Annotated in this window: 19 protein-coding genes; 11 read left to right on the top strand and 8 right to left on the bottom strand. The window is 45.0% G+C overall.

The features are described 5' to 3' along the window. Positions 1-38: 38 nt before the first annotated feature. From EJL04_RS12425 to EJL04_RS12455, 7 genes are all read left to right on the top strand, one after another. On the top strand, positions 39-1,016 hold the full coding sequence (locus EJL04_RS12425; protein WP_053397625.1) for a hypothetical protein: 978 nt from the start codon (positions 39-41) through the stop codon (positions 1,014-1,016). Next, positions 1,013-2,641, top strand: coding sequence for a leucine-rich repeat protein (locus EJL04_RS12430; protein ID WP_125105134.1), 1,629 nt, complete (start codon positions 1,013-1,015; stop codon positions 2,639-2,641). The genes EJL04_RS12425 and EJL04_RS12430 overlap by 4 nt, the downstream gene beginning before the upstream one ends. A gap of 40 nt (positions 2,642-2,681) precedes the next feature. Beyond that, the gene (locus tag EJL04_RS12435; RefSeq protein ID WP_053397623.1) at positions 2,682-3,263 is read left to right on the top strand and encodes a hypothetical protein; all 582 of its coding nucleotides are present in this window, start codon (positions 2,682-2,684) and stop codon (positions 3,261-3,263) included. Further along, entirely contained in the window at positions 3,260-4,234 is a 975-nt protein-coding gene (locus tag EJL04_RS12440) for a serine/threonine protein kinase (protein ID WP_125105135.1), read from the top strand. Before EJL04_RS12435 ends, EJL04_RS12440 begins: the two co-directional genes overlap by 4 nt. Positions 4,235-4,782: 548 nt before the next feature. Beyond that, positions 4,783-5,916, top strand: coding sequence for an AAA family ATPase (locus EJL04_RS12445; RefSeq protein WP_125105136.1), 1,134 nt, complete (start codon positions 4,783-4,785; stop codon positions 5,914-5,916). 28 nt (positions 5,917-5,944) lie between these two features. Beyond that, entirely contained in the window at positions 5,945-7,870 is a 1,926-nt protein-coding gene (locus tag EJL04_RS12450) for a DUF262 domain-containing protein (protein WP_125105137.1), read from the top strand. A 16-nt stretch (positions 7,871-7,886) separates the two neighbouring features. Beyond that, positions 7,887-10,421, top strand: a complete 2,535-nt coding sequence (locus EJL04_RS12455; RefSeq protein WP_125105138.1) for a DUF262 domain-containing protein — start codon at positions 7,887-7,889, stop codon at positions 10,419-10,421. A gap of 334 nt (positions 10,422-10,755) precedes the next feature. Here the strand turns inward: EJL04_RS12455 and EJL04_RS12460 are convergent, their stop codons facing one another. Continuing rightward, the gene (locus EJL04_RS12460; protein ID WP_125105139.1) at positions 10,756-11,004 is read right to left on the bottom strand and encodes a hypothetical protein; all 249 of its coding nucleotides are present in this window, start codon (positions 11,002-11,004) and stop codon (positions 10,756-10,758) included. Positions 11,005-11,734: 730 nt separating this feature from the next. Here EJL04_RS12460 and EJL04_RS12465 point away from each other — a divergent pair. Both EJL04_RS12465 and EJL04_RS12470 read left to right on the top strand, forming a co-directional pair. Next, complete coding sequence (locus EJL04_RS12465; protein WP_125105140.1) at positions 11,735-13,084, top strand: ATP-binding protein; 1,350 nt, start codon at positions 11,735-11,737, stop codon at positions 13,082-13,084. 154 nt (positions 13,085-13,238) lie between these two features. Further along, on the top strand, positions 13,239-13,760 hold the full coding sequence (locus tag EJL04_RS12470) for a methylated-DNA--[protein]-cysteine S-methyltransferase (protein ID WP_338142726.1): 522 nt from the start codon (positions 13,239-13,241) through the stop codon (positions 13,758-13,760). Positions 13,761-14,069: 309 nt separating this feature from the next. Here EJL04_RS12470 and EJL04_RS12475 read toward each other — a convergent pair whose 3' ends face one another. Both EJL04_RS12475 and EJL04_RS12480 read right to left on the bottom strand, forming a co-directional pair. After that, positions 14,070-14,789, bottom strand: a complete 720-nt coding sequence (locus EJL04_RS12475; RefSeq protein ID WP_053397614.1) for a porin family protein — start codon at positions 14,787-14,789, stop codon at positions 14,070-14,072. Then, positions 14,770-14,985 (bottom strand): hypothetical protein, encoded by a 216-nt coding sequence (locus tag EJL04_RS12480; protein ID WP_125105141.1) that lies wholly within the window; start codon positions 14,983-14,985, stop codon positions 14,770-14,772. The genes EJL04_RS12475 and EJL04_RS12480 overlap by 20 nt, the downstream gene beginning before the upstream one ends. Before the next feature lie 58 nt (positions 14,986-15,043). On the opposite strand from EJL04_RS12480, the gene EJL04_RS12485 reads away from it, so the two are divergent. Then, positions 15,044-15,694, top strand: coding sequence for a MarC family protein (locus tag EJL04_RS12485; protein WP_053397613.1), 651 nt, complete (start codon positions 15,044-15,046; stop codon positions 15,692-15,694). A gap of 640 nt (positions 15,695-16,334) precedes the next feature. Then, entirely contained in the window at positions 16,335-17,498 is a 1,164-nt protein-coding gene (locus EJL04_RS12490; RefSeq protein WP_125105142.1) for a hypothetical protein, read from the top strand. A gap of 139 nt (positions 17,499-17,637) precedes the next feature. On the opposite strand, the gene EJL04_RS12495 is transcribed toward EJL04_RS12490, so the two are convergent. From EJL04_RS12495 to EJL04_RS12515, 5 genes are all read right to left on the bottom strand, one after another. Further along, positions 17,638-18,186: an RNA methyltransferase gene (locus tag EJL04_RS12495; protein ID WP_053397611.1), complete on the bottom strand. Its 549-nt coding sequence runs from the start codon at positions 18,184-18,186 to the stop codon at positions 17,638-17,640. A gap of 118 nt (positions 18,187-18,304) precedes the next feature. Further along, complete coding sequence (locus EJL04_RS12500; protein ID WP_125105143.1) at positions 18,305-18,724, bottom strand: SufE family protein; 420 nt, start codon at positions 18,722-18,724, stop codon at positions 18,305-18,307. A gap of 96 nt (positions 18,725-18,820) precedes the next feature. Beyond that, positions 18,821-20,629: an ATP-binding protein gene (locus EJL04_RS12505; protein ID WP_125105144.1), complete on the bottom strand. Its 1,809-nt coding sequence runs from the start codon at positions 20,627-20,629 to the stop codon at positions 18,821-18,823. A gap of 222 nt (positions 20,630-20,851) precedes the next feature. Then, positions 20,852-22,108, bottom strand: a complete 1,257-nt coding sequence (locus EJL04_RS12510; protein WP_053397610.1) for a U32 family peptidase — start codon at positions 22,106-22,108, stop codon at positions 20,852-20,854. A 469-nt stretch (positions 22,109-22,577) separates the two neighbouring features. Next, on the bottom strand, positions 22,578-23,777 hold the full coding sequence (locus EJL04_RS12515; protein ID WP_125105145.1) for a PDZ domain-containing protein: 1,200 nt from the start codon (positions 23,775-23,777) through the stop codon (positions 22,578-22,580). Positions 23,778-23,854: the final 77 nt, after the last annotated feature.

Raw genomic sequence — 23,854 nt, forward strand, 5'->3', positions numbered from 1 at the left:
GCTAAGACAAACGACATTATCACTTTAAACAAACCTATATGACAGGCAAGATGTTACATATACGCACGTTAAAGGCACTGCTGCTGACGCTCATGCTCTGCATGGCAGGCTGCGGCACGGCCCTGGCACAGCAGTTCAGCGTGACTAAGTTTCGCGTCTTGCCCAACGACGTGAGCGCCTTTATCACTCCGGTGCGCGACCTCAACGACGAGGCGTGCGCCCTGCTGAAGGTTACGGCCACGCCCGAATATGCCTTCTCGTCGCCTTTGGGCATTGTCATGCGTAAGGACAATGTAGGCGAGATATGGCTTTATCTGCCCAAAGGCACAAAAAAGATTACCATAAAACATCCTGAATGGGGCGTCATGCGCGACTATAAGTTTGAGAAACCGCTTGAGAGCCACATGACCTACGAGATGGTCATCAACTCGCCCAAGCCTGACATAGCCCTTAAGCACGACACTATTGTGCTGACAAAGACCATCGTCGACACAATAGCCGTGAAGAAGCGGCGGCCGAAGCTGCCGCTCAGGACTCATGCCCTGTTTACAGTTTCGATGCACGAAAACGGACCTTCGTGGGGTGTCATGGTGGCATTAATGCGCCGCCATGGCTTCTTCGTTCATGCAAGTGCCGACCTGCGCAGCATAGGCAAGACCGTAACCACCTGCGACAAGGAAGGATTTACCGACGGAAGCAGCATAAAACCATATTACACAGGACAGACACGCCACTCGACATACACCGTGACGGCCGGAGCGATACACCGCCTCGGGCGCATGGTCAGCCTGTTTGAGGGCATTGGCTATGGCCGCACGGCCACGGCATGGGAGCTGGCTGAGAGCGAAGGAGGCGGACTTGCGCTCAACGACGGCCTGACACACAAAGGCCTTGCAGCCGAGCTTGGCGTGGTGCTGTCGTTCGGACGGATAAGCGTGTCGGCATCTGCCGTAACAATAGCCGGACGCCAGTGGCAGGGCTGCATAGGTGTAGGCATTAACATTGGCAAAAGATGAAGACAAGGATATTATCACTCACCACACTGATAGCGCTGCTGCTGACGCTGGCCGCATGCAGCAGCGATGAGGCTCCGGATAACTTTGAGCCGCGCCTCGTAACGGGTGAGGCTTCGGGCGTAACGCGCACAGAGGCCGTCATCGCAGGCGAGGTGGTGCTGCAGGGAAGCACCGACATGCCGGAGCTGCGCTTCAGATACGGCACGACAGACCAGATGGACCACACCACGGGTGTGCTTGCCCCCGACGGCAACAAGGTGAAAATGCAACTGACGGGGCTTCAGCCGGGCACGATGTACTACTACAGACTTCATGCTACCAATGGCCGCGTGGAGCTGCATGGCAACACGATGACCTTTGTAACCGTGCCAAACGATAGGCCCACGGTGGGCGTGCCGACAGTGCTGAGTCAAGGCCCAATGAGCGTCATTGTAGAATATGAAATAACGGACGACGGCAACGAGACCATAACCTCCACGGGATGCTACGTAACCGACATTGAGACAGGCGACACGCAGAGCGTAGAGGCTGAGACGCCGGGCGCTGAAGGCGTTGGCATGAGGGTGCGCATAGGCGGACTGCGCCAGAACGCCACCTACGAGATAAAGGCCTACGCCGCCAACGGCGAGGGCGAGAGCGTGGGCGAGGCGCTGACCATAACCACGTCTGACGCTGTTCTGCTGGCCGATGCGGGCGAGTTTGAAGAGCTTATGGGTGACAGCAAATACGAGTATATTACGTTGTCTATTGCCGGCCCTATGAACGGCGACGACCTGCGGTGCCTGCGCCAGATGATGGGACGCGACATCGATGGCTCTGCCACGGCTGGCCGCCTTGCACAGGTAAACATGGCCGACGCCCATATCGTGGAGGGCGGAGGAGTGTACGGCTCGTCGCGATACACCGAGAATAATGTAGTGGGTTACGGCCTCTTTGCCGACTGCACCCTGCTTACAAGCGTTACTCTGCCTTCCGATGCCGTCAAGATAGAGAAAGACGCCTTCATGAACTGCACGGCGCTCAGAGAGATAACCATACCGGCATCAGCCACCGACATCAGTCCGTCGTCGGGCTGCACGGCGCTCGCCGCCATCAACGTGTCGGCCGCCAACACTGCATACAGCAGCATAGACGGAGTGCTGTTCGACGCCGGTGCCACAGAGATACTGTGGTTCCCCATAGGCAAGCAGGGCGACTATACGCTGCCGTCTACTGTCAAGGCCATAGGCGACTATGCCTTCCAGGGTTGCCACATAACACGCTTCACCCTGCCCGACAACCTCACGGAGATAGGGCAGGCCGTGTTCTACGACAGCAGCGTAGAGGAAGTGGTCATGCCGTCAGGGCTTAGACTCATACCCACAGCCACCTTCCAGAAGTGCGACAAGCTCACCACGGTGCGCCTCGGTGCAGCCACAGAGCTGATATCCGACTATGTGTTCGACGGCTGTCCGCTTGAGCATCTGTATGTCGACGCACAGTATCCGCCCGTGTGCAACAGCAACGCCCTGACCAGCACGCCCGACTTTCTGCCAACATGCACGCTGCACGTGCCCAAGGGACGGCGCAACTTCTATCGTGCTGACTCGAGCTGGAAGCGCTTCGGTACAATCGTAGAGGAATGACGCGTGCTGCTCATTTACAAACAAAACAGCATTTAAGTTTATGACAATGAATACACCTGAAATAGAGGAGCTGAAGCTGCTCATTGAACAGAAATATGGAAAGACGCTCGGCACGACAACCGACTTTGAGGAGTTTTCGGTTCATCTGAGCCACGACACCGGACAGAACGTGTCCGCGTCGACGCTCAAGAGGCTCTGGGGATATGTCAACGACAGCCATAAGCCGCGCATGTTTACGCTCGACATCCTGGCCCAGTATCTTGGCCATGCCAACTATTACGCCTTCGTTTCGTGGCTCAAGACAAGCACACGCTACAACTCGTCGTTCTTCAACGCCAAGCAGCTTATCAGCAACGAGCTCGATGCCGGAACTGAGGTGGAGATAGGCTGGAGCCCCAACCGCCTGGTGCGCCTGCGCTACGTGGGTGAGAGCCGCTATGAGGTGGTGTTGTCGCAGAACAGCAAGCTCGTGCCCGGCGACAGCTTCGTCACAGGATGCTTCATCAAGGAGCAGCCGCTCTATCTGCCCTACATCGAGCGACCTGACGGCCGCACGGCGCCCTTTGTGGCAGGCCGCAACGGCGGACTAACCATAATTAACGTCATCAACATCGAGAAATGAACAATTCAGACACCGAAATATTGGACGACAGCCCCTCAGGATACATGAGCGACATATACGGCGAGATGGACAGCGCCGTGCGCATACCCGTGCAGAACGCCTTCAGAGACATAAGCGAGTTCTATGTGTCGAGGTCGGGACACACGCGCCTGCTGACAGCCACACGCTTCGGCAAGCGCTATACGCTGAAATGCCTGAAGCCCGACTTTGCCTACACGCCCGTCTACCGTCAGGCCCTTGCCAAGGAGTTTGAGATAGGACTGCAAATGGACCATCCGCATATCTGCCGCACCATAAGCATGGAGGAGGTGGCAGAGCTGGGCACGGTCATCGTTATGGAATATATCGACGGCGACACACTGAAGAGCCTCATTGACAGCAAGATGCTGACGCCCGACATGGCGCGCAGAGTAACCGAGCAGCTGGCCGATGCGCTCGGATACATACACAGCAAGCAGATAATACACCGCGACCTGAAGCCTTCGAACATAATGATAACGCACAACGGCCACAACACCAAGCTGATAGACTTCAGCCTGTCGGACAGCGACTATTTCAACGTGCTGAAATGTCCTGCCGGCTCATCGGGCTACATCGCCCCGGAGCAGCTTCAGCCCGACGCCAAGCCCGACATCTATTCGTTCGGAATGGTGGTAAGAGACATGGCCCGGCTTACTGGCGACGCCTATCTGCGCCGTATAGCTGCAGCCTGCACCCGGCGCAACGCCTCTGAGCGTCCGGCAGACATGTCGGCCGTGATGTCGCTGCCGCGCACAGACAACCGGCAGCGCATCGTGGTTGCATTGCTGGCATTAGTTGTTGCTGCGCTCACTGCTTATGTGGCTGTTACGCTCTACAACCGTTCCACGGCATCAGACGACGCACGGCAGGACAACGCTCCGATAGAGATTGCTCCCGACAGCAACCGCGCCTTAGACTACACCCTGTGGCCCGAACGCGGTGAAAAGTAGAGCCAGTCCCCAGACAATTTACATCTTCTTCCGTAGTCTCCCCCGGCAAATAGGCGTAAATAGTATTTTTTCCTACGTGGTAAGGCGAGCGAAGTTTCGCTCCCAAGGCTCTATTTATACCTGTCGGTTTGAAGGCGAAATAGAACGACATAATATCCCTCCGAACGATACATCTTGTGAGTTAGAATACGAAGAATCGGATAATGATGATTTTAACCACAATCAGTCATTATCCTGCGCATAGCTTTATCTATTTTGTGCATTCATGTTTTTCAGCCGTCTTTTTGTCCGCTTATAAATTTTCGAAAAATACTAAACACTATTATTTTATTCATAGGGTTCGTATTTCACCTCTAACAAACAATATATTGTTTCTATACAAATGCTCCAGCCCATTATGGTTGTACAATCTTTGGCCTGATATTTATATAAAAACGATGCTGGCCATTAAAATACTACAAAAAATGTATATACACTTTTTGTTGCAACAATTTTTGTAATTACATTTTATGTATTATATTTGTGTTGGAAATCAAAAATAGAGCGTTATGGAAACTCCGTTTATATTTGGAAAGATTGCTACCGAGAAGAATTTTACCGACCGTGAGAAAGAAACAGCCGACCTGCTTCAGAGCTTTACGTCGTTAATCAATACAATTATTATATCTCCTCGTCGCTGGGGTAAGAGTTCACTTGTAAATAAGGCTGCAAAGTTAGCGATGGCGCAGGACTGCAACCTCCGAATCTGCCATATCGACCTTTTCAATGTTCGTAGCGAGGAGCATTTCTATTCACTGCTCGCCCAGAAGGTTATTGCCGCCACTTCCTCAAAATGGGAGGAAGCAATAGAGAGCGCGAAGAGTTTCTTTTCGCATCTTGTCCCCAAGATAACAATCGGTATGGACCCCACCAATGAGATTTCAATCGACTTTGATTGGGAGGAGGTAAAGCGCAACCCCGATGAAGTGCTCGACCTTGCCGAAAAGATTGCCAGGAAAAAGGGGCTGAAAATCGTGATTTGCGTAGATGAGTTCCAAAATATCGCAGAATTTACTGACCCAGACTATTTCCAAAAGAAGTTGCGTTCCCATTGGCAGCTGCACCAGAATGTGGCCTATTGTCTCTATGGTAGCAAACGCCACATGATGATGGAAGTTTTTAGCGACTCGTCCAAACCATTCTATAAGTTCGGTAATCTGATGTTTCTAAATAAGATTGAAACGCCTTGCCTCGTGGAATTCTTCAAGAGTCGTTTCGCTGATACAGGCAAGAACATCGACGATGAAGCAAGCCATTTGATAGCAAAGCTCGTGGATAACCATCCATACTACGCACAACAGCTGGCACAGCTTTCATGGCTCAGAACAAAGGATGTATGTACTGTTGAGATTGTGCGTGAGGCACACACGGCATTAGTGGAGCAGTTAAGTCTGCTGTTCGTAACAATCACTGAGACACTTACGACACAGCAGCTGAACTATCTTAAAGCCCTTATAGCCGGCGAAAAAGCCATCAGTTCGACTGAAGTGATGCATCGCTATCAAATCTCTTCAACGACCTCAATATCCCGTTCAAAGGCAGCTCTTATCAAGAATGATATATTGGATAATAAGGCCGGTGAAATCTCATTCCAGGATCCGATTTATGCCTATTGGTTGAAGACTGAATATTTCGCAAAATGATTTATAATTAAAAAACTTTATGATTAATATGCCAAATGACATAACCTTAAAATCTGTTCGTAATTTACTTGGAATGAAGTTCTTTATACCAAGTTACCAACGTGGTTATCGCTGGACCGAACAACAAGTAAAAGACCTGTTGAATGACATAAAGGAATTTATTGACAACGGAACAAATAATATATACTGCATTCAGCCATTGGTAGTTAAAGAACGAGACCAAGATATACTCTCGAAAATTAAGAAGGCTAATAGTATAGATGAGGTAAAGCAATTTCTATTAGGTTCTTGGGAGGTTATTGATGGCCAGCAAAGATTGACAACAATCAAAATCATTTTAACCGTTTTGCAAGAAAAATCTTATGAACTAGAATATGAAACACGTACAGAGTCAAAAGATTTTCTAAATGATATTTCCATAAAAAATAATGCCGAAGCTGAAAGCAATATTGATTTTTACCACATGCACAAAGCTTATGTCACAATTAGCAATTGGTTCAATGGGAAGGATGAAAGTTTAAAAACGATGTTTCTTGAAACAATAAAATCAAAAGTTCAATTTATCTGGTATGAGACCAAAGAAGCGCATCCTATCGAAGTCTTTACTCGTCTAAATATTGGCAAGATTGCATTGACCGATTCGGAACTTATCAAGGCATTGTTCTTGAATGCGTCGAATTTCAAAAATCAAGACCAAGACTCTGTCAGATTACAACAAATTGAAATCGCGAACGAATGGGATGAGATTGAATACACATTGCAGAACGACGAATTTTGGCTGTTTATTCAAAATGAGCTTAAATACTCCAAACCTACGAGAATTGATTATATCTTTGATTTGATAAGAAAACAAGATGCGTTAGAATTAAAAGAATTATTAACCGAAAATACCAAGATATCCAATATAAATCTCGATGAGAAGGAATTAAAAAAAATAGTGAATGAAAAATATAGCGAAGAAATTGGCATTGACGAGCACACTATTTTCCGTTACTTCTATCTTTATTTTAATCTGAACAAGCATAAAATAGATTCAGAGTGGCTTAGACAAACTTGGCTAATTATCAAACGTTATTTCCTGATCTTCAAAGAGTGGTTTAATGATTTGGAATTATATCATTATGTTGGTTTCTTAGTAGAAAGAGGCGAAAAGATTGAATCTTTGATAAAAAAATACGATGGAGAAAAAGAGTCGTTTGTAAATTATGTAAAGATAAGAATCAAAGACAATCTAAAAAGTTGCAATAATTTACAACAGGAATATGAAAAAGGTAAGCCCAAAACCGCATGTTATCCGATTTTACTTCTTTATAATCTCCAAACAGTTATTGCTCAAAACAAGAAGTTGGAAGAAAATAAATATGGCATGTCTATATTCTATAAATTCCCTTTTCATTTAATGAAGAAAGAAAGTTGGGATATGGAGCATATTGACTCTGATACCACTAACCCCTTAATCAAGTTCAGTGACCAAAAGGAATGGCTAACTGATTGTTTGAAAGAAATTAGTGATGATAATATAAAAAGAGAGATTCTTCAATTTATTAAGGCAAAAGATCAACCGGAGGACTTTGATAATTTGGCATTCAAAATTGATCAATATATAAATAAGGGCTGTGAAAGATTACAAGAACCTAAAAAAGAAGGTGACATCAATCAGAAAAATTTGATTTGGAATTATTGCTTGCTTGATTCCAGCACAAATAGAAGTTATGGTAATGCGATTTTTCCCGCAAAAAGGCGAAGGATTATTCAAAAGGATAAGGGGGAAAATGGAGTTTCATTCATACCTCCATGTACAAAGAATGTTTTCTTAAAATACTATAATCAACAGACAAATGTTTTGCGTTGCTGGGAAAGACAAGATGCCAAAGCATATCTTATGGATATAAATAATGTTTTGTCTATCGCTGATTTTATAGAAGACCAGAAAGAAAAGATTGATAAACTATAACAGAAGGATTGAGACTATGGGATATAATAAATATACGTTCTGGCAACTTATTTCGGAAAAGAGAATAGTTATTCCGATTATCCAACGCGATTATGCACAGGGTCGTGAAGGTAAAGAATATGTACGAAAGGGTTTTTTAGAACAGTTGGGTAATGCTATTTTTAAAAACGGGTCAATAGAACTTGATTTTGTCTATGGCACAGAAAATGATAAGACTATGTATCCGCTTGATGGTCAGCAACGTTTGACTACTCTTTGGCTATTGCATTGGTATGTAGCTTATCATGCAGGAAAAACAAATCTGGCTTCATTTACAGAAGATGAAAAGAAGAAACTTAAAAATCAATCTGGAAAATTAGAAAATTTTGAAGCATCGAAACAAGAAATAGTCAAGACAATTAGTACACTAAAAAATTTCTCGTACGAAACACGAACGTCTTCACGAGAGTTTTGTGAAAAACTGTGTGAATTGGAATACAAAAAAACTGACAATATCGTAAAACACATAATGAGTCAAACATGGTTTTTCTCTATATGGAAACAAGACCCAACCATTCAGGCTATGCTCAGAATGTTGAGTGGTACTAGTAATACAAATAGTCAGGATAGAGAATTAGTTGATGGCATTGAAAAACTGTTTGAAAACAATAAAGACTTCCCCGCGTATTGGAAATATTTGACAGAAAATAATCAAATCACTTTCAATTTTTTACCTTTGAATTCTAATGAAATTCCAATTTCAGATGATTTGTACATAAAAATGAATGCTCGTGGTAAGGCCTTAACAAGTTTTGAAAATTTCAAGGCAGATTTAATTGGTTGGATGAAAGACAGTTCTAATCCAGAGAGAGAGGTATTCAATCAACTAGTTGACTGCGATGGCCGAAAAATGCCTTATACTTTAGCATTTTCGAGCGATATTGACAATAAATGGACTGACATTTTCTGGGAAAACGGTAAAGGCTTGGGAAGAGTAGATGAAATCTATTTTGCTTTCTTTAATCGCTATTTTTATAATCTCGTTATCACGAAAGATGGTTTTAAAGATGACAATGCGTCTCAAGATGTTTATTATGCCTATTTCAGTGATTTAAAAAACCCAAAGGATAACGACAAAAAAATTGCTTATACCTCGTTTAATTTTTATAGGCATTTTTTAAACTCAGAAATAATCAATGATATATACACAATTCTGAATAACTTTTACAGTAGCTTTAGAAAATGTAAGAATATACACGACATATTAGGTTGTAGCTGGAATAAGGACTTTCATTTTATTCCAAAATTTTGCAAAGATGGTGAGGAATGGAAGACTATAGATGACAATTCTGGCAACAGGATATATGAGGTAACAACCCTCAATCAGATGGAGAGAGTCGTTTTCTATGCAATATGCAAATATTTTAAATCAGGTACAACTAATGAAGATGGCACTTCATTAAAAAATTGGATGCGTTTTATCTGGAACTTAGTTTCTGATTATGATGGAAATGATACTCCTGCAATAAGAAGTATTGGCGCAATGCAAGCAGCAATTAACATTATTAATAAGATTCATAACCCTCTAGATATTTATAACGAACTGAAAAATCAGAAAGAAGAACCCTCAAAATCAGAAATTAATAATCGTTTTAATGAAGAAATCGCCAAAGCAAAACAGATTCTTATAAAACAAGCGGATGCAAATGCGATAGGACCTGATGAGACACAGATTATCGAAACTGAGAATTATGCCTTTTTTAGGGGTGCCATTCGTTTTTTGTTTACTGATGAAAACGGGACTATGGATGATTGGAGCAATTTTTCAAAAAAATGGGAGAACGCTAACAAGTATTTTAATGTGAATGGATTAACAGAATATGGGCAAAATGATGCTATTGCTAACCGTATTATATTATCATATTGTAGCGACTGGGAGAAACAAATTCAATCATATCCACATAATGACAAATTTATATTCAGTTATTCTATTGCCACATGGCGTAACAACATTTTAATGAGAACCAATATTTACGCAAGGCCTATCCATAATTTACTTATGGGTAAATCTATATGTGATTCAACATTTCTTGTAAACAATGATAATTGGCGTAATATTGCGTTTAATAGAATTGTTAATACTAATTTAATTGCAAAAATTAATACTGGTTATTATGGCAATCGTGACAAGTATTACATTCGTTTGATTTATGATGGACTATCGCTATATCCGAGTAGCACAGGTATCATCTTGACACTAAACAATAGAGATAAATTTTTAAGTGAACTTATTGAAAAAAAGAAGGTAAAAATAACAGAAGGGAAGTTATTAGACACGCAGCCAGTTAAAATGTTCTATGGTTGGCATATTGATTTTGTATATAAAGAATACACATTTAGATGGCAACATTGGAATAGGATTGATATGTACGAAACAGACAAGCGATTGGAAGATTATCAAGAATACAAAGATAAATGTATTATTTATGGAGAACAAATACAGGATTCAAATGATTTAGTCACTAAACTAGAGCGGTGTATAAAAAATTATAATGATATTAAAAATAAATAGAAAAAAACAAGGAAGTTATATGTTACTTGTTGTGTAGGATATATAACTGCCTAAAATTTCGGCTCTGATTCCCATTCGGTTTCAGAGCTATTTTTGTACCTTTTCTCATCAAAAATGGTATTATCCACAAATCTTTGTACCGCATTTTGATATTCAAGAAATTACACTTACTTTTCAAAATGGAGGATAAGTCGAGAATGAAGCTAAAAATCATTAACTTACACATTCTCAGATACTTGCTAACTTGCTGGCCGTACATTTTAGAGCGCCATACTATTGATAATCAAAGATGTACACATATTGCATCGAATAATAGGATAAATGCTGATTTTAATCAATGATAATATTTATATTGATCTGAGCTATTCTTGATTAAAAATAAGCTATAATTTGCCAAATCTCTAAAATTTAATGTGATTTGGCAAATTATATTGATTTTTTGTGCTTGTTTATGTAAAAAACAAAATTCTATAGTTATGGTAATTGTCCGAATTTGCCCTGCTTTTGTATCTTCTGGAACGTTATTATCATTGATAATAAAATTTGCCCATATTGTATCAACAAATAATTTCACTACTTTCATACAAAAACTAAAAACATGGTAAAAAGTCAGGACAAAATTTTTTTGTAATCTGGAGATGAAGGCTTTAACGGATGTTAAAGAAATGATACTCAAAGTGCTCTTATTTTAACTTATGTTTGCTTTTATGCGGCTAAAGGGTGTGTGAGGATGATGTTTTTGGGGCATGGAAGGGCTTGTTTTGCGTTGCAATAGCACTGCTTTTGGAGCGTAAACCTATGACTTTTGCAGCGAAAGTGGCCGAGTAATATATTTTAACACTGCGGCTTTTGCTTTCAAAATGGCTTAAATGTCTGTATGCCAATGCTTTAGTGTGAATGCTCGTTTTTGATGTTTTTCAGACAAAATCGCGGAGACGTGAGGAGCATGGGCATTCTGAAGGCGTCAAACGGTATGGATTTTGTCTGAAATATTTACAAAATGCGGCGGCGCCACGGTGTGTGGTGTGCCGCATGACCTTCATAATGTCATTACATAGATACCGTCAGAATAAGCATCGTCAGTTGGCTTAGTCTGCTTATACAGCTGATTACTTTTGGCCTTAATAAGGGGAAAATGTGAAATTTATAGGCTTTTTAGATGCGGAAAGTGTGAAATTTATGGCTGTATATTGTATGGAAAATGTGAAAATAATGAGGTAATATGGTACGGAAAGTGTGAAAAATATGGGTTTTTATGATGCGGAAAATGTGAAATTTACTATATTTGCAGATGTATCAAGACGTTTGGAAATATGGAGAAGTTGCTGAAAAGAAAGATTGACAAATATCTGACTGACTGGAAGAACAGGCCTGACAGGAAGCCTCTTATCATCAAGGGCGCCAGGCAGATAGGCAAGACGCGCTCAGTAGAGTGGTTTGCCGGTCAGAATTATGCAAGCGTGATAGAGATAAACTTTATCGAGCAGAAAAAATACCGTGAGATATTCAACGACGGATTTGAGGTGGACGCAATACTGAAGAATATATCACTGCTGAATCCTGAATTGAAGTTTATCCCCGGCAATACCATATTTTTCTTCGACGAGCTTCAGGCGTGCCCCAACTGTGCCACGTCGCTGAAGTTTTTTAAGCTCGACGGCCGTTTCGACGTAATCTGCTCAGGCTCGCTCATGGGGATAAGCTATAATGAGATAGAATCTAACAGCGTGGGATATAAGGAGGACTACGAGATGCACTCGATGGACTTTGAGGAATTTTTGTGGGCAAAGGGCTATAACGACGAGTTCACGGCCGACCTGCTAAGTCACATGCTCGACGTAAGGCCGCTGTCTGAGCTGCAGATGGACACACTGATGAGCCTGTTCCGCGACTATGTCATAATCGGAGGCATGCCCGAAGTGGTCAGCACGTATGTTAGGAACAAGAATTTCAGCGGCACGCTCGACATTCAGCGCCAGCTGCTGAAAGACTATGAGGAGGACATAACAAAATATGTTGAGGGCCTGGACAAGGCAAAGGTGAAGGCGGTGTATAACCATATCTCGACCTTCCTGGCAAAGGAGAACAAGCGGTTTCAGATAACCAAGATAGCCAGAAACGCGCGCAACAGAGACTATATGGGATGCGTTGAATGGCTCGCCGATGCCGGAGTGGTGAACGTGTGCTACTGTCTTAATCAGCCCGAGCTGCCGCTGAAAGGCAACTACGACCCAAAGATGTACAAGATATACTTTAAGGACACAGGACTGCTGATAGCCTCGCTCGACGAGGAGGCACAGGAAGACCTGAGGGCAAACAGGAATCTAGGCACGTACAAAGGGGCGATATACGAGAATATCGTAGGCGACATGCTCGTAAAGCAGGGCTATCGGCTGTTTTACTATCACAGCGACAGGCCGGCTCTTGAGATGGACTTCTTTATAAGAAGCGCCGATTCGCTCATACCGGTGGAGGTGAAAGCCAACGACGGGGCTACGGCTTCGCTGAACAGACTGCTGAATGACGACAAATATAATGACGTGAAATATGGCATCAAACTGGGCTACAGGAACATCGGATTCAACGGCAAATTCTATACTTTTCCGTATTTCCTGACTTTCCTGCTGCGAAGATTCGTGGCTGAGAGCAAACGCAGCTGTTAGTGGAATTAGTAAAGCCGTATGGCGGCATGAGGTTTTATGGTGTGTAGAGCCTGTTTCTGTCGTGCCATATATTATTATGAAATGTGGCGCCGGGCATGTAAACGGGCAGTCTGTCGTGCCGCATTAATCGTTTAACAGGTAAAAACATATCCGCATGAGCGACATTTCATTTACATGCAAATATTATTCGCCGCTGGGAGAGATAACCCTGGCATGCCGCGACGACAGGCTTACGGGGCTGTGGTTTGACGGACAGAAGCACTACGGCAGCACGCTGACCGGTAGGACCGAAGAGGCAGACGTGCCCGTGTTGAGGCTTGCCGTGAGGTGGCTCGACGAATATTTCAGCGGCCATGATCCGCAGTTTGTGCCGCCGCTGAGCCTTATGGGCACGCCGTTCAGCCGCCTCGTGTGGCGCAAACTGATGGACATTCCATGCGGAACTACGCTGACATACAAGGAACTGACGCTGCGCATGGCTGCCTGCGGCGAGTGTGGCGCTGGGGCTGTGAGGGCCGTGGCGGCAGCGATAGGGCGCAATCCCGTGTCGCTCATAGTGCCCTGCCACCGCGTTATCGGTTCGGGCGGAAGCCTGACGGGATATGCCGGGGGCGTATGGCGCAAGGAATGGCTGCTGCAGGCGGAGCGCTCTATGGCAGAAGGCAGACTGGTGTAGTGAGGCTGTTGCGGTTCGGCCGGACAGAGGCTTCATGTGGGGCGCATTGTGGGGTGTGTTGTTATGTGCGTCGGGATTGTTATGAGGCAAAAATTTAGGCTGAACAATAACGCCGGATTTGGGCTGGGCTGACCGCTTGTCTTACGGGTGGTGGCGCAGCCCGTAAGGCTGTCTACGAAAAAGGCCGCCGTGACCCTTGCGGGCAGGCAGCCTCAGTTTAAAATAACATTATAAAATAAATTGTGATATGTTGTCGTCATGCCTTGCGGCATGCGTCCGGGTACACACTTTTAAATGGCATCGGCAGACTTAGAAGTTTACGCCGAAGTTGAGCGACAGACATCCGTTGTGCGACGTGTCGAACGTGTCGTGACAGATGTTAGACAGACCGATGTCGTATGTTATGTCGAAGTAGAACAGGTCGTAAGCCACGCCGCATCCTACGCGCAGACCTCCGTCAAAGCGCTGGAAGGCATCGTCGGAGAACGAACTGAAGGCCTTGCGCTCGTCATAGTTCTTCATCTTGCCGCCCACGCCGCATGCCAGGTATCCGCCGAACTGCGGCTGCACGGAGAAGTGGTCGGTGATGCTGTAGATGTATTTCAGCACGATGGGCATCTCTATGTAGTTGAGGTCGTAGGTCATTTTCTTCTTCTCGCCCATGTCGTTTATTATGTCTTTCTTTCCGCCTTTCTCGGTGTAGAAGAGTCCCGGCTCAAGGTAGAGCGGAATGTCTGCCGACAGCGGAATGCCCACCACTGCTCCTACGGTCAGGCCTGTCTGCGAGTCGCTGCCGTCGAGCGTAGGGTCGTCAGAGTTGACCGTTGAGAACGCCGGACCTATGCGGAAACCGTAATACATGTTGCCCGTGCCCAGTCCGCTGTCGTGGCGTCCGTAAGAATATTCCAGTCTTCCGGTGCTCTCGTTGTAGTAGCGGCTGTGGCTGTAGTGCTGTGCCGATGCCGGCAGTGAGAGTCCTACTGCTGCCAGTGCGGCTATGGCAAATCTCTTAATTGTTTTCGTGCTCATAAGTTTCTGAATATTGTTTACTTGGTGCAAAGAAACTAAAAAATGGCGAGATGTCAAAAGGAAAAGGCCTAAATTGCATAGGGAAACCCCTAATATGCGCCCTTGTGGCGCTGTCCTGTGTGCTTTTGGGGCGGCTGTATTTGCCGGCACGCGCAGCCGAAATAACCATTGGGCGGTTATTATTTTTATTTTTCATGACATTTATGTCTTTATTATTAATTTATTTATAAATTTGCAGAAAAATTTAAAAAACCATGGAAACATTACTTCCTTACGCACTGTTGTGCCTCACATCAATCTTCACGCTTGCCAATCCTCTCGGCACGATGCCCGTGTTTCTTACCATGACCCAGGGCATGAGCGAGGAGCAGCGCCAGTCTATCGTAAAGCGCGCCACCATCACGGCGCTGATCATCCTCATCGTGTTCACCTTTGCCGGCCAGTTTATCTTCATGTTCTTCGGCATATCCACCAACGGCTTCCGCATAGCCGGCGGCGTGATAATCTTCAAGATAGGCTACGACATGCTGCAGGCACGCTACACGCACGTGAAGCTCAACTCTGACGAGATAAAGACCTATGCCAACGACATATCGATAACGCCGCTGGGCATACCTATGCTCTGCGGTCCGGGCGCCATAGCCAACACCATCGTGCTGATGAGCGACGCCCATACAATAACGATGAAGAGCATACTGATAGGCTCGATAGTGTTTATCTACGTGCTTACATACTTCATCCTGCGTGCCTCCACGCGCCTTGTGAGCGTGCTCGGCGAGACGGGCAACAACGTAATGATGCGCCTTATGGGCCTTCTGCTTATGGTCATCGCCGTTGAATGTTTCGTCGGCGGAATGAAGCCTATACTTATAGACATAATAAGTCAGGGCGCGGCAGGTGCCTGACGTGATATAATATAATGCGGTATGACGCGTTGAATGCGGCAGTCGGGACAAGTGTCCGGGCTGCCGCATTTATTGTCTCAAAACGCTTCTTAGGCAGCATATAGCTCAGCCTGTTTGGCTTATTCCTGCCTTCGTCGTCCGTCTTTTGTCGGCTTCTTCTTGGAATATCAGCCACGCCTGCGGAACGTCAAATGAAAATTCCGCTCAGTATTAAAGCAAAAATTCCGGCCGGATTATAATAACAGATAGGGGTTAAAATACAGGCAGTATTCTGAATATAAGATATTGTGTTTGCGGTTTCATGTATGGCAGGGTGCCGCCGGATGTTTTCTTTGGCATGGTGTGTTATGTCCTTAAAAATGTCATATGGCATGGCGCCGGCAAAGAGCATATGGACGGCTGAGGGCACGCTGGGGCTGAATGGATAGAAACAATGCGACGGCTGACAGATTTTTGCCTTGAAATTGTCTGCAAATTGTATTGTTATGACGACTAATTTTAACTTTAAGGGCTGATTTTATAAAAGATTATTACATTTTTACAAAATATCTTTTGTTTTTATAAAATTTTGCTTATATTTGCTTTCGGAATGCTATAGCTTTTAAGAAACAACATGTATAACCTCTAAATCAAACGCATTATGAACAGAAATTTTATCTCCCTTATCATCGCTGTATTGTTTTCTTCGGCATCATTTGCCCAGCAGTATGAATATAAGCTGACCGGAATAACATCGAAGCACACTAACGACTATTACAAATACTTCTACGACGATGCCAACGGCCGTGTAGACAGTGCGGTGCAGTATCGCGAACTGGCAGGCTTTATCTACGACTATACGCTGAAATATATTTATGACGAAAACGGAAACGAGGTGCTCGAGAAGGGATACCAGAAGTTCTCGGGCGACGACTTCTATACATATTCTACGCAGGTGAGATACACTTACGACGAGAACGGACGCATCTTAAGCCGTGCCAACTATAACCTTAACCGCAAGAAGGGCGAGTTTGAACTTGGCGGTGTCTATGAGTATGTCTACGAAGGCGACAAGCTCGTTAAGCGCAACACCTACGTTGACGAGGCGCTGACGGAGAAATTCGAGGAGGTGATCTATACTTATGACGACAAGGGACGTCTGGACGAGGAGAATGTCTATTCGTCGTTCTTCGGCGATGAGATGACGTTCTCGAGCGGCACGAAGTATATTTATGACGACAAGGACCGTATGGTTGAGAAGATAAGCACCATTGGCGACTTCTTCACCGGCGCGAAGATGCCAGCCGGAGGCGAGGTGTGCACGTATGACGAAGCCGGAAACATTGTGGAATGGATGACATACAGCGAAGTGAAGGAGCAGCCGTCGAGCCGTGATGAATACACGCACGACCTGTCGCTCGAGACTGTCAACACGCTTTATCCCGTGGAGAACGAGTGGGACGGAACGGTTTATCTCAACTCGAAGAACGCCATACTCTCAAACATCGTTTATCAGACGGACAGAAACACGGGCGAGATGGCTGTGTATGACGAGCTTGTGATGGAATATGCTCCTGTGGCGTCTACCGGAATCAACGTGATACGTCCGGCTGTGAAGGACATGGTGCAGGCTGTTTATGCCGACGGCAGAGTGCGCCTGACGGGCGTGGCTGAAAACGAGCCTGTAAGAGTGTACAGCCAGACGGGCGTGCTGATGGACATGAAGAAATATAACTCGCAGGAGGGTATAAGCATCAGCAGCATGCCGGCAGGTGCATACATCATCTCTACAAGGCTGGGCTCTGTAAAGGTGTGGAACAGATAGGATTATATTAGCAAGATAGAAAATACAACGTCCGCAGATTCTGCCTGATGCAGACATCTGCGGACGTTGTTTTATTTCGACCGGCTTCAGGGCCGTATGTGTTCTGTGTTATGCCGCCGCTTATTGCGGTGCCGTGGCATTATTGCTGTTGCTTTGCTGATTTGATGTGCTCCTGCGCGAAGTGCCACACCACGATGCCTGCCGTTACCGACACGTTGAGCGAGTGCTTCGTGCCGAATTGCGGTATCTCAAGGCATCCGTCGCTGGCATCTACCACCTCCTGGCGCACGCCCTTCACCTCGTTGCCCAGCACGACGGCATAGCGTTGGCCGGCGTCGGGCACAAACTCGTTGAGCATGGTGCTGCCTTCACACTGCTCCACGGCCATCACCTTGCATCCCATGGCGTGCAGCTCGCTTACGGCTTCGGCAGCCGTCTTGAAGTAGCGCCACTCAACGCTGTCCTCAGCTCCGAGCGCCGTCTTGTGTATCTCTACGTGCGGCGGACATGCTGTGATACCGCAGAGCCACACAGCCTCTACGCGGAATGCGTCGCACGAGCGGAACACCGAGCCTACGTTATACAGGCTCCTCACATCGTCGAGCACCACGATGAGCGGCATCTTCTCAGAACTCTTGAACTCGTCTACCGTCAGACGGTTCATCTCCGTAACCTTTAACTTGCGCATCGATTCAAATTGAGAATTGATAATTGAGAATTGAAAATTATGATTTGACCAAGAAGGCGGGAATTGTGAATTAAGAATTATGAATTGTCAATTCAAATGAATTCTTCACTCTTCACTTTTAGTTTTTAACTTTGAACGCCAGCGCATACATTCTGATCTGCTTGACCATGGCCAGCAGACCGTTTGAGCGGGTGGGCGAGAGATGGTCTTTCAGACCGATGCGGTCGATGAAATAGAGGTCTGTGTCGAGAATCTCCTGCGGCGTGTGTCCGCTCAGCACGCGTATCAGCAGGGCGATGATGCCCTTGACGATGAGCGCGTCGCTCTCAGCCGTGAAATAAATCTTGCCGTCCTCATAGTCAGCCTGCAGCCACACGCGGCTCTGACAGCCGTCAATCAGGTTGCTCTCCGTCTTATACTTGTCGTCGAGCGGCTTCTGTTCGTTGCCCAGGTCAATGAGCAACTGATATTTGTCCATCCAGTCGGTGAAGTCAGAAAACTCCTCAATCACCTCGTCCTGTGCTTCATTTATTGTCATAATATCCTTTGTTTTTAATGTGTTTGTAAACAGTTTATTATTTTATCTTATATCATGGCCATATTATCATGGTCATTTTAATTGTCTGATATTTAATTACTTACACGTTATAATTACTTGTTTGTCATCTTTCTCTTGGTCATTATTTGGCCATTTAAGTTCTCCGCGCTTCTTCAGTTCCTCAATGCCTAAGATGAACGCCTTGTCAATAAGCACGGAGTTCCTTTTATAATTGTTGCTTATTTCGTAATATGTGCCATAACCTTTACCACTTGCAGTAAGGATATTTTGGTCAACCATGTGTTGTATATAAACTCTTACCTGGCGTCTTGTAAGATGACCGTCAAGAAGTTTCACAAAGTCTCCCATTTTGGCTTTGTTATATTTTGTGAGGAATGGTATAATTATAGATGTAACCTGTGAAGTGTTCCAGTCGCTCTTTTTTGAATATTCTGCCGTATTTCCTGTAAATTCGTAGTAACTCCGGCATAATATGTAATGTATGCCGTTGGTCTTTCCGCGCTTTTCTATCAGGTTTCTGTCCATAAGTTGCTTTATTACAGCCTTGTCTAAAGCTGTAGTTTTTTCATTTCTTCTTATTTTGTCTAAAACAACAATTTCAAAGACAGACAATTTATTGTCTTCGGCAAGATTCTGCTGTACTGATTCTATGAAAAGGGCAAAGGCCTTGTCTTGGATTATGGCCGACAATATAAGTTCAACGTTGAATGCATCACTGCCTGAATAGTCAGGAGCTTCTTTTCCTTCAGACAATGTTCTGTAGAATATCTTGTCTATGCCCTGACCGGAACGCTCTACAATACCTGTTTTTGATAGGACATCTGCCAGCAGGCGGTTTCTAGGTGTGCTTGGTACTGTGAGGATGTTGTCAATAGTTACTCCATGAGGAAAACCGCCGGCATTAGTAACAATAAGTTTTTGCGGATATTGCTTGATCACGGTTTCACTGTGCCGGGTGTAGTCTCTGTGGGTTATCGCGTTGTTTATGGATTCGCGTATAACCTCTTCGTTGAAATAAGGAACATCAAAGATGTATGGTCCTTCTTTAATCTGGAACTTACCGTTGCGCAGGTCGATGTCGTGCCACAGCCTGTCTATCATTATAAAGAACGGCTGCGAATAGGATATCCTATTGTCGAAGGTTATTTGCGATTCTGAATGGCGGTATTCAAGCATCACTGATGCCTGGGGATATACACGCTTGATAAAATCCTCTTTGCCGAGTAATATCACGGCGGCATTGGTTACTCCTTCATCAGTTATCAGTTGCAAGTCGCTAAGAATCTGTCTGTTGCTGAGTGTGAGAAATATCGGATTGTTCTGTTTTTTTGCATATTTTTCCTTAAGAACAGACAATGCGTCAGGATCTAATTCATCTAAAGTGGCATCACGACAAATCTGTTGTGAAAAGTCGGGCTCATTTTCCTGAATAATACTTAGATAAACTTCATCCGACATAGGTTTCAGTTCTTCGCCTACTCTCATTAGTGGAACGTCTTCAAACTTGAATACTGTTCCTGCCGGTCGTGACGGAACATCTATCACGAGAACACGGCCTTTTTTTTCGGCTTCATCTTCATACAGTTCGTATATTTTCGGTCTTATGCCTGTGTCGCGGTATATGTTTGCCTCCAGTTCGCCCGTGCTGTTTTCATTCTGTCTTGTTCCTACAACTTTATGCGGATACTTATCTTCCATGCCGATTACGAGCGAACCGCCTTTTTCGTTGCATAAGGCGGTAACATAACCCAATATGCAGCGGCGGCGTTCCGAAGGTTTCAGTCGCGAGCCTCCGTCATAGGCTACGTTTCCGTGTTCACCTTTCTTGAACTCCACTTTGTCTTCCGACTCTTTGCAGTATTTAAGTTGCTCTATCGACCACATAATATAAACAGCAAATATTTTTTTAATTTAGCATATAGGCTAATCACGTCATTTTACTTTAACTTCCGTCTTATGAAAGTGAAAAACGAAAAGTGAAAAATCCAAATGCAAAGTTGTTTTATGTCAACAAGTCATTTGATTCTAACTCCTTAACTCCCAAGAAGAACAGCATTTGACTTTAACTCCTTTAACTACTCTAACTCCTTTAACTCCTAAGAAAAATCAATATTTCGGCTCCACCTTAACCAGCTTAAACAGCTTGTCGCTCGGTCTAACCTTGTCGGGTACCTTAAACGATACGCGGGTGCCTTTCTGCGCTGTCTCAACGGCATGAGTGTCGTCGTGAATCTCCTCGACGGTTACATACATCACGCCCGTGGTAGGACCCGTTATAAGCATCTTGTCGCCTACAGAGAATTCGCACGCCTCGCACGTAAACTCTGCCACGCCGAGCTTAGAGAAATACTTGACGCCCTTGCCCACGTAAACCTTGCGCTCCGTGGCGTTAGAACCATAGTTCTTGTTCCATTCGCCAAGGCGCTGTCCCTGGTAGTATCCGTCCCAGAAGCCGCGGTTGAACACCGTTGCCAGGCGCTCGTCCCATTCGTCCTTCTTCTCCTCGGTGAACGTGCCGTCAAGCACACTCTGTATGGCCTCCTTGTAGCATTTCACCACGGTGTAGACATACTCAGCGCCGCGCGCACGGCCCTCTATCTTGAACACCCTTACGCCGGCCTTCATCATGCGGTCGATGAAGCGCACCGTCTTCAAGTCTTTCGGGCTCATTATATATTTGTTGTCAATCTCCAGCTCCGTGCCTGTCTCCTTGTCCGTCACGATGTAAGAGCGGCGGCACAGCTGCATGCACTCTCCGCGGTTTGCCGAGCGCGACGCGTTGTCAAGACTCAGATAGCACTTGCCGCTGATGGCCATGCACAGCGCGCCGTGGCAGAACATCTCTATGCGGATCTTCTTGCCCGACGGTCCGCAGATGTTCATCTGCTCCGCCTGCTCATGTATCTTTGCCACCTGTTCCATGTTCAGCTCGCGCGCCAGCACCACAACGTCGGCAAACTGAGAGTAGAACTTCAGCGCCTCGATGTTGCTTATGTTAAGCTGTGTAGACAGGTGAACCTCCTGGCCCACCTTCTGGCAGTAGGTCATCACGGCCACGTCGCTCGCTATCACGGCCGATATGCCGGCCTCCTTGGCGGCGTCTATTATCTGGTGCATCAGCTCTATGTCGTCGTCATAGATGATGGTGTTCACCGTCAGATAAGTCTTCACGCCCCTTTCGCCGCACGTAGCTGCAATCTCGCGCAGGTCGTCAATGGTGAACGTGCTTGCCGAGTGAGCCCTCATGTTCAGCTTCTCGATGCCGAAATAAATCGAGTCGGCACCTGCCTGCAGTGCTGCCTGCAGGCTCTCGCGGCTGCCCACGGGTGCCATTATCTCATAGTCGGAAATGTTAGTGTCCATAACTTATTGTGAAATCTTGTTGTCAATACCCATTTGTCAAAGCCTTTCGGCCATTATAAAAAATGCCCGCCGTTAAAGGACGACGAGCCAGCCTCAATGTTTTCACAACGGAATAATCCTTATTGTGATTTGCTTAAAATTCTGTCTGCAAAGATACTAATAAAATGCTAACACTCAAATAGTTTTTCATATTTTTATCATATTTGCCCAAGAGCCTGTTTAACCTTTATCGGTCGTAAGCCGGTATATGGTTTGTTTCTGCAGGCAGATTGATGTTTTCATCTGTCTATTTTACATATTGCTGTCTTGCCGTCTGCTATTTAGCAGGCATAACGGGCTATGTCTAGAAAATAGCGGACGGCAAGATATTCAATATAAAACGGCAATAGGGCTATCTTAGCTTCATTCCTATAAAAATAAGAATTTCTCTCTCGATTATAAAAAACTTAATATTTAGTCAGGCATTAAATCAGATTATCTGTTTGTCAACGTGTAATGTATAGCAAACTATCTTGCCGTCGGCTTTTTTGACGGTATATTCAACTTCTCCATTAAGGTTTAGCCCCTTTCGTTGTTCTTCCCATGTTATTTCTTTTACCGGACGGTTGTTTATGGCTATGATTATATCTCCAATTTCAATACCGGCCTTTTCTGCTATTCCGCCTTTGTATAATCCGTTCACTATCCATCCTTCATAAATATCCGTGCGGTCAAAAGTTGCCATATGGGTTACAGATGATAGCATATACATTCCTTTATTCTTGTTGCGTTTCACCCACACTGAAGAGTTTTCCGGATCTAAGACAATATCGTATAACGACCATATTTTATTTCCAATCAGACCTAAATATGGCTTACCAAATGACAGAGCGCCTTTTTTATTAACAGAATAATCTATTACGATGTCTTTAAGTGTATCTGTCATACAGAATTGCGCGGCTCTTATAATAAACTGGTCAGAACCGCCGCCAATGCCGCCGGCTTGTGTCCTGAAGTATGCTTTCGGTATGTCATCAATATTCAGAGAAGATGCTGCCTCGTTAGTAAGACTGATTGAGGAACCACATCCTAAATCCATTCTGAACCATCCTTCCAAGGTGTTCTTCTCGTCAATCTGAAGTTTGGCCTTTACATCAATACGGTTTTTCTCAAATCGTGCGTCAAGTTTTATATAGTTATCAAGCAAATCATCTTTAAACGGTTTTTTAAGCTGTTTTATGTATCCTTCGCTAAAATTGATTTCCAAAGGAGATGTCAGTAGGTGAGTGTTGCCTAACAAGCCGTCGGTATGTCTGCCGAGAATGTCGCGCAGCTTAATTATAGGAGTAATCTTGTTTTGATATTCCATATCGCCGCAGTGAATCTTGACGGGCTCGATGAATATCTCTACGCTTTGAGGTCCGCTGTTGCCTGCTCCCCCGATTTTGGCCCTGCCTTTTCTGCCGAAAGCATTTTGAAGATTATTTACTTTCAGATAATCTTGGTCTAAGTATAGAAAATCAGCCCCGGTGTCATAAATTAGGGTAACAGGTATGGTGTCATTAAGCGTACACTGAAAATACAGATGCCTGTCAAAGATAAATGGTATTGCCCCTTCAGGAATGGCCGCAATGCCTTTTAATGAGAAGAAAAACAGGAAGAGAGAAATAATATAAAGATTTCTTTTCATAGGCTTAAATATTTAATTAGTATTGTATTAATCTAAGATAAGCTGTCTCTATTATGTGCCGACGTGCTGTCTTTCCG

The organism is Prevotella marseillensis, assembly GCF_900625065.1.
Taxonomy (GTDB): domain Bacteria; phylum Bacteroidota; class Bacteroidia; order Bacteroidales; family Bacteroidaceae; genus Prevotella; species Prevotella rara.

Coding starts and splice junctions, on each gene's coding strand:
- EJL04_RS12485 (WP_053397613.1), top strand. CDS start 15,044: ATGGAAACATTACTTCCTTACGCACTGTTGTGCCTCACATCAATCTTC.
- EJL04_RS12465 (WP_125105140.1), top strand. CDS start 11,735: ATGGAGAAGTTGCTGAAAAGAAAGATTGACAAATATCTGACTGACTGG.
- EJL04_RS12475 (WP_053397614.1), bottom strand. CDS start 14,789: ATGAGCACGAAAACAATTAAGAGATTTGCCATAGCCGCACTGGCAGCA.
- EJL04_RS12450 (WP_125105137.1), top strand. CDS start 5,945: ATGCCAAATGACATAACCTTAAAATCTGTTCGTAATTTACTTGGAATG.
- EJL04_RS12480 (WP_125105141.1), bottom strand. CDS start 14,985: ATGAAAAATAAAAATAATAACCGCCCAATGGTTATTTCGGCTGCGCGT.
- EJL04_RS12495 (WP_053397611.1), bottom strand. CDS start 18,186: ATGCGCAAGTTAAAGGTTACGGAGATGAACCGTCTGACGGTAGACGAG.
- EJL04_RS12470 (WP_338142726.1), top strand. CDS start 13,239: ATGAGCGACATTTCATTTACATGCAAATATTATTCGCCGCTGGGAGAG.
- EJL04_RS12435 (WP_053397623.1), top strand. CDS start 2,682: ATGACAATGAATACACCTGAAATAGAGGAGCTGAAGCTGCTCATTGAA.
- EJL04_RS12440 (WP_125105135.1), top strand. CDS start 3,260: ATGAACAATTCAGACACCGAAATATTGGACGACAGCCCCTCAGGATAC.
- EJL04_RS12425 (WP_053397625.1), top strand. CDS start 39: ATGACAGGCAAGATGTTACATATACGCACGTTAAAGGCACTGCTGCTG.
- EJL04_RS12445 (WP_125105136.1), top strand. CDS start 4,783: ATGGAAACTCCGTTTATATTTGGAAAGATTGCTACCGAGAAGAATTTT.
- EJL04_RS12490 (WP_125105142.1), top strand. CDS start 16,335: ATGAACAGAAATTTTATCTCCCTTATCATCGCTGTATTGTTTTCTTCG.
- EJL04_RS12510 (WP_053397610.1), bottom strand. CDS start 22,108: ATGGACACTAACATTTCCGACTATGAGATAATGGCACCCGTGGGCAGC.
- EJL04_RS12430 (WP_125105134.1), top strand. CDS start 1,013: ATGAAGACAAGGATATTATCACTCACCACACTGATAGCGCTGCTGCTG.
- EJL04_RS12515 (WP_125105145.1), bottom strand. CDS start 23,777: ATGAAAAGAAATCTTTATATTATTTCTCTCTTCCTGTTTTTCTTCTCA.
- EJL04_RS12505 (WP_125105144.1), bottom strand. CDS start 20,629: ATGTGGTCGATAGAGCAACTTAAATACTGCAAAGAGTCGGAAGACAAA.
- EJL04_RS12460 (WP_125105139.1), bottom strand. CDS start 11,004: ATGAAAGTAGTGAAATTATTTGTTGATACAATATGGGCAAATTTTATT.
- EJL04_RS12500 (WP_125105143.1), bottom strand. CDS start 18,724: ATGACAATAAATGAAGCACAGGACGAGGTGATTGAGGAGTTTTCTGAC.
- EJL04_RS12455 (WP_125105138.1), top strand. CDS start 7,887: ATGGGATATAATAAATATACGTTCTGGCAACTTATTTCGGAAAAGAGA.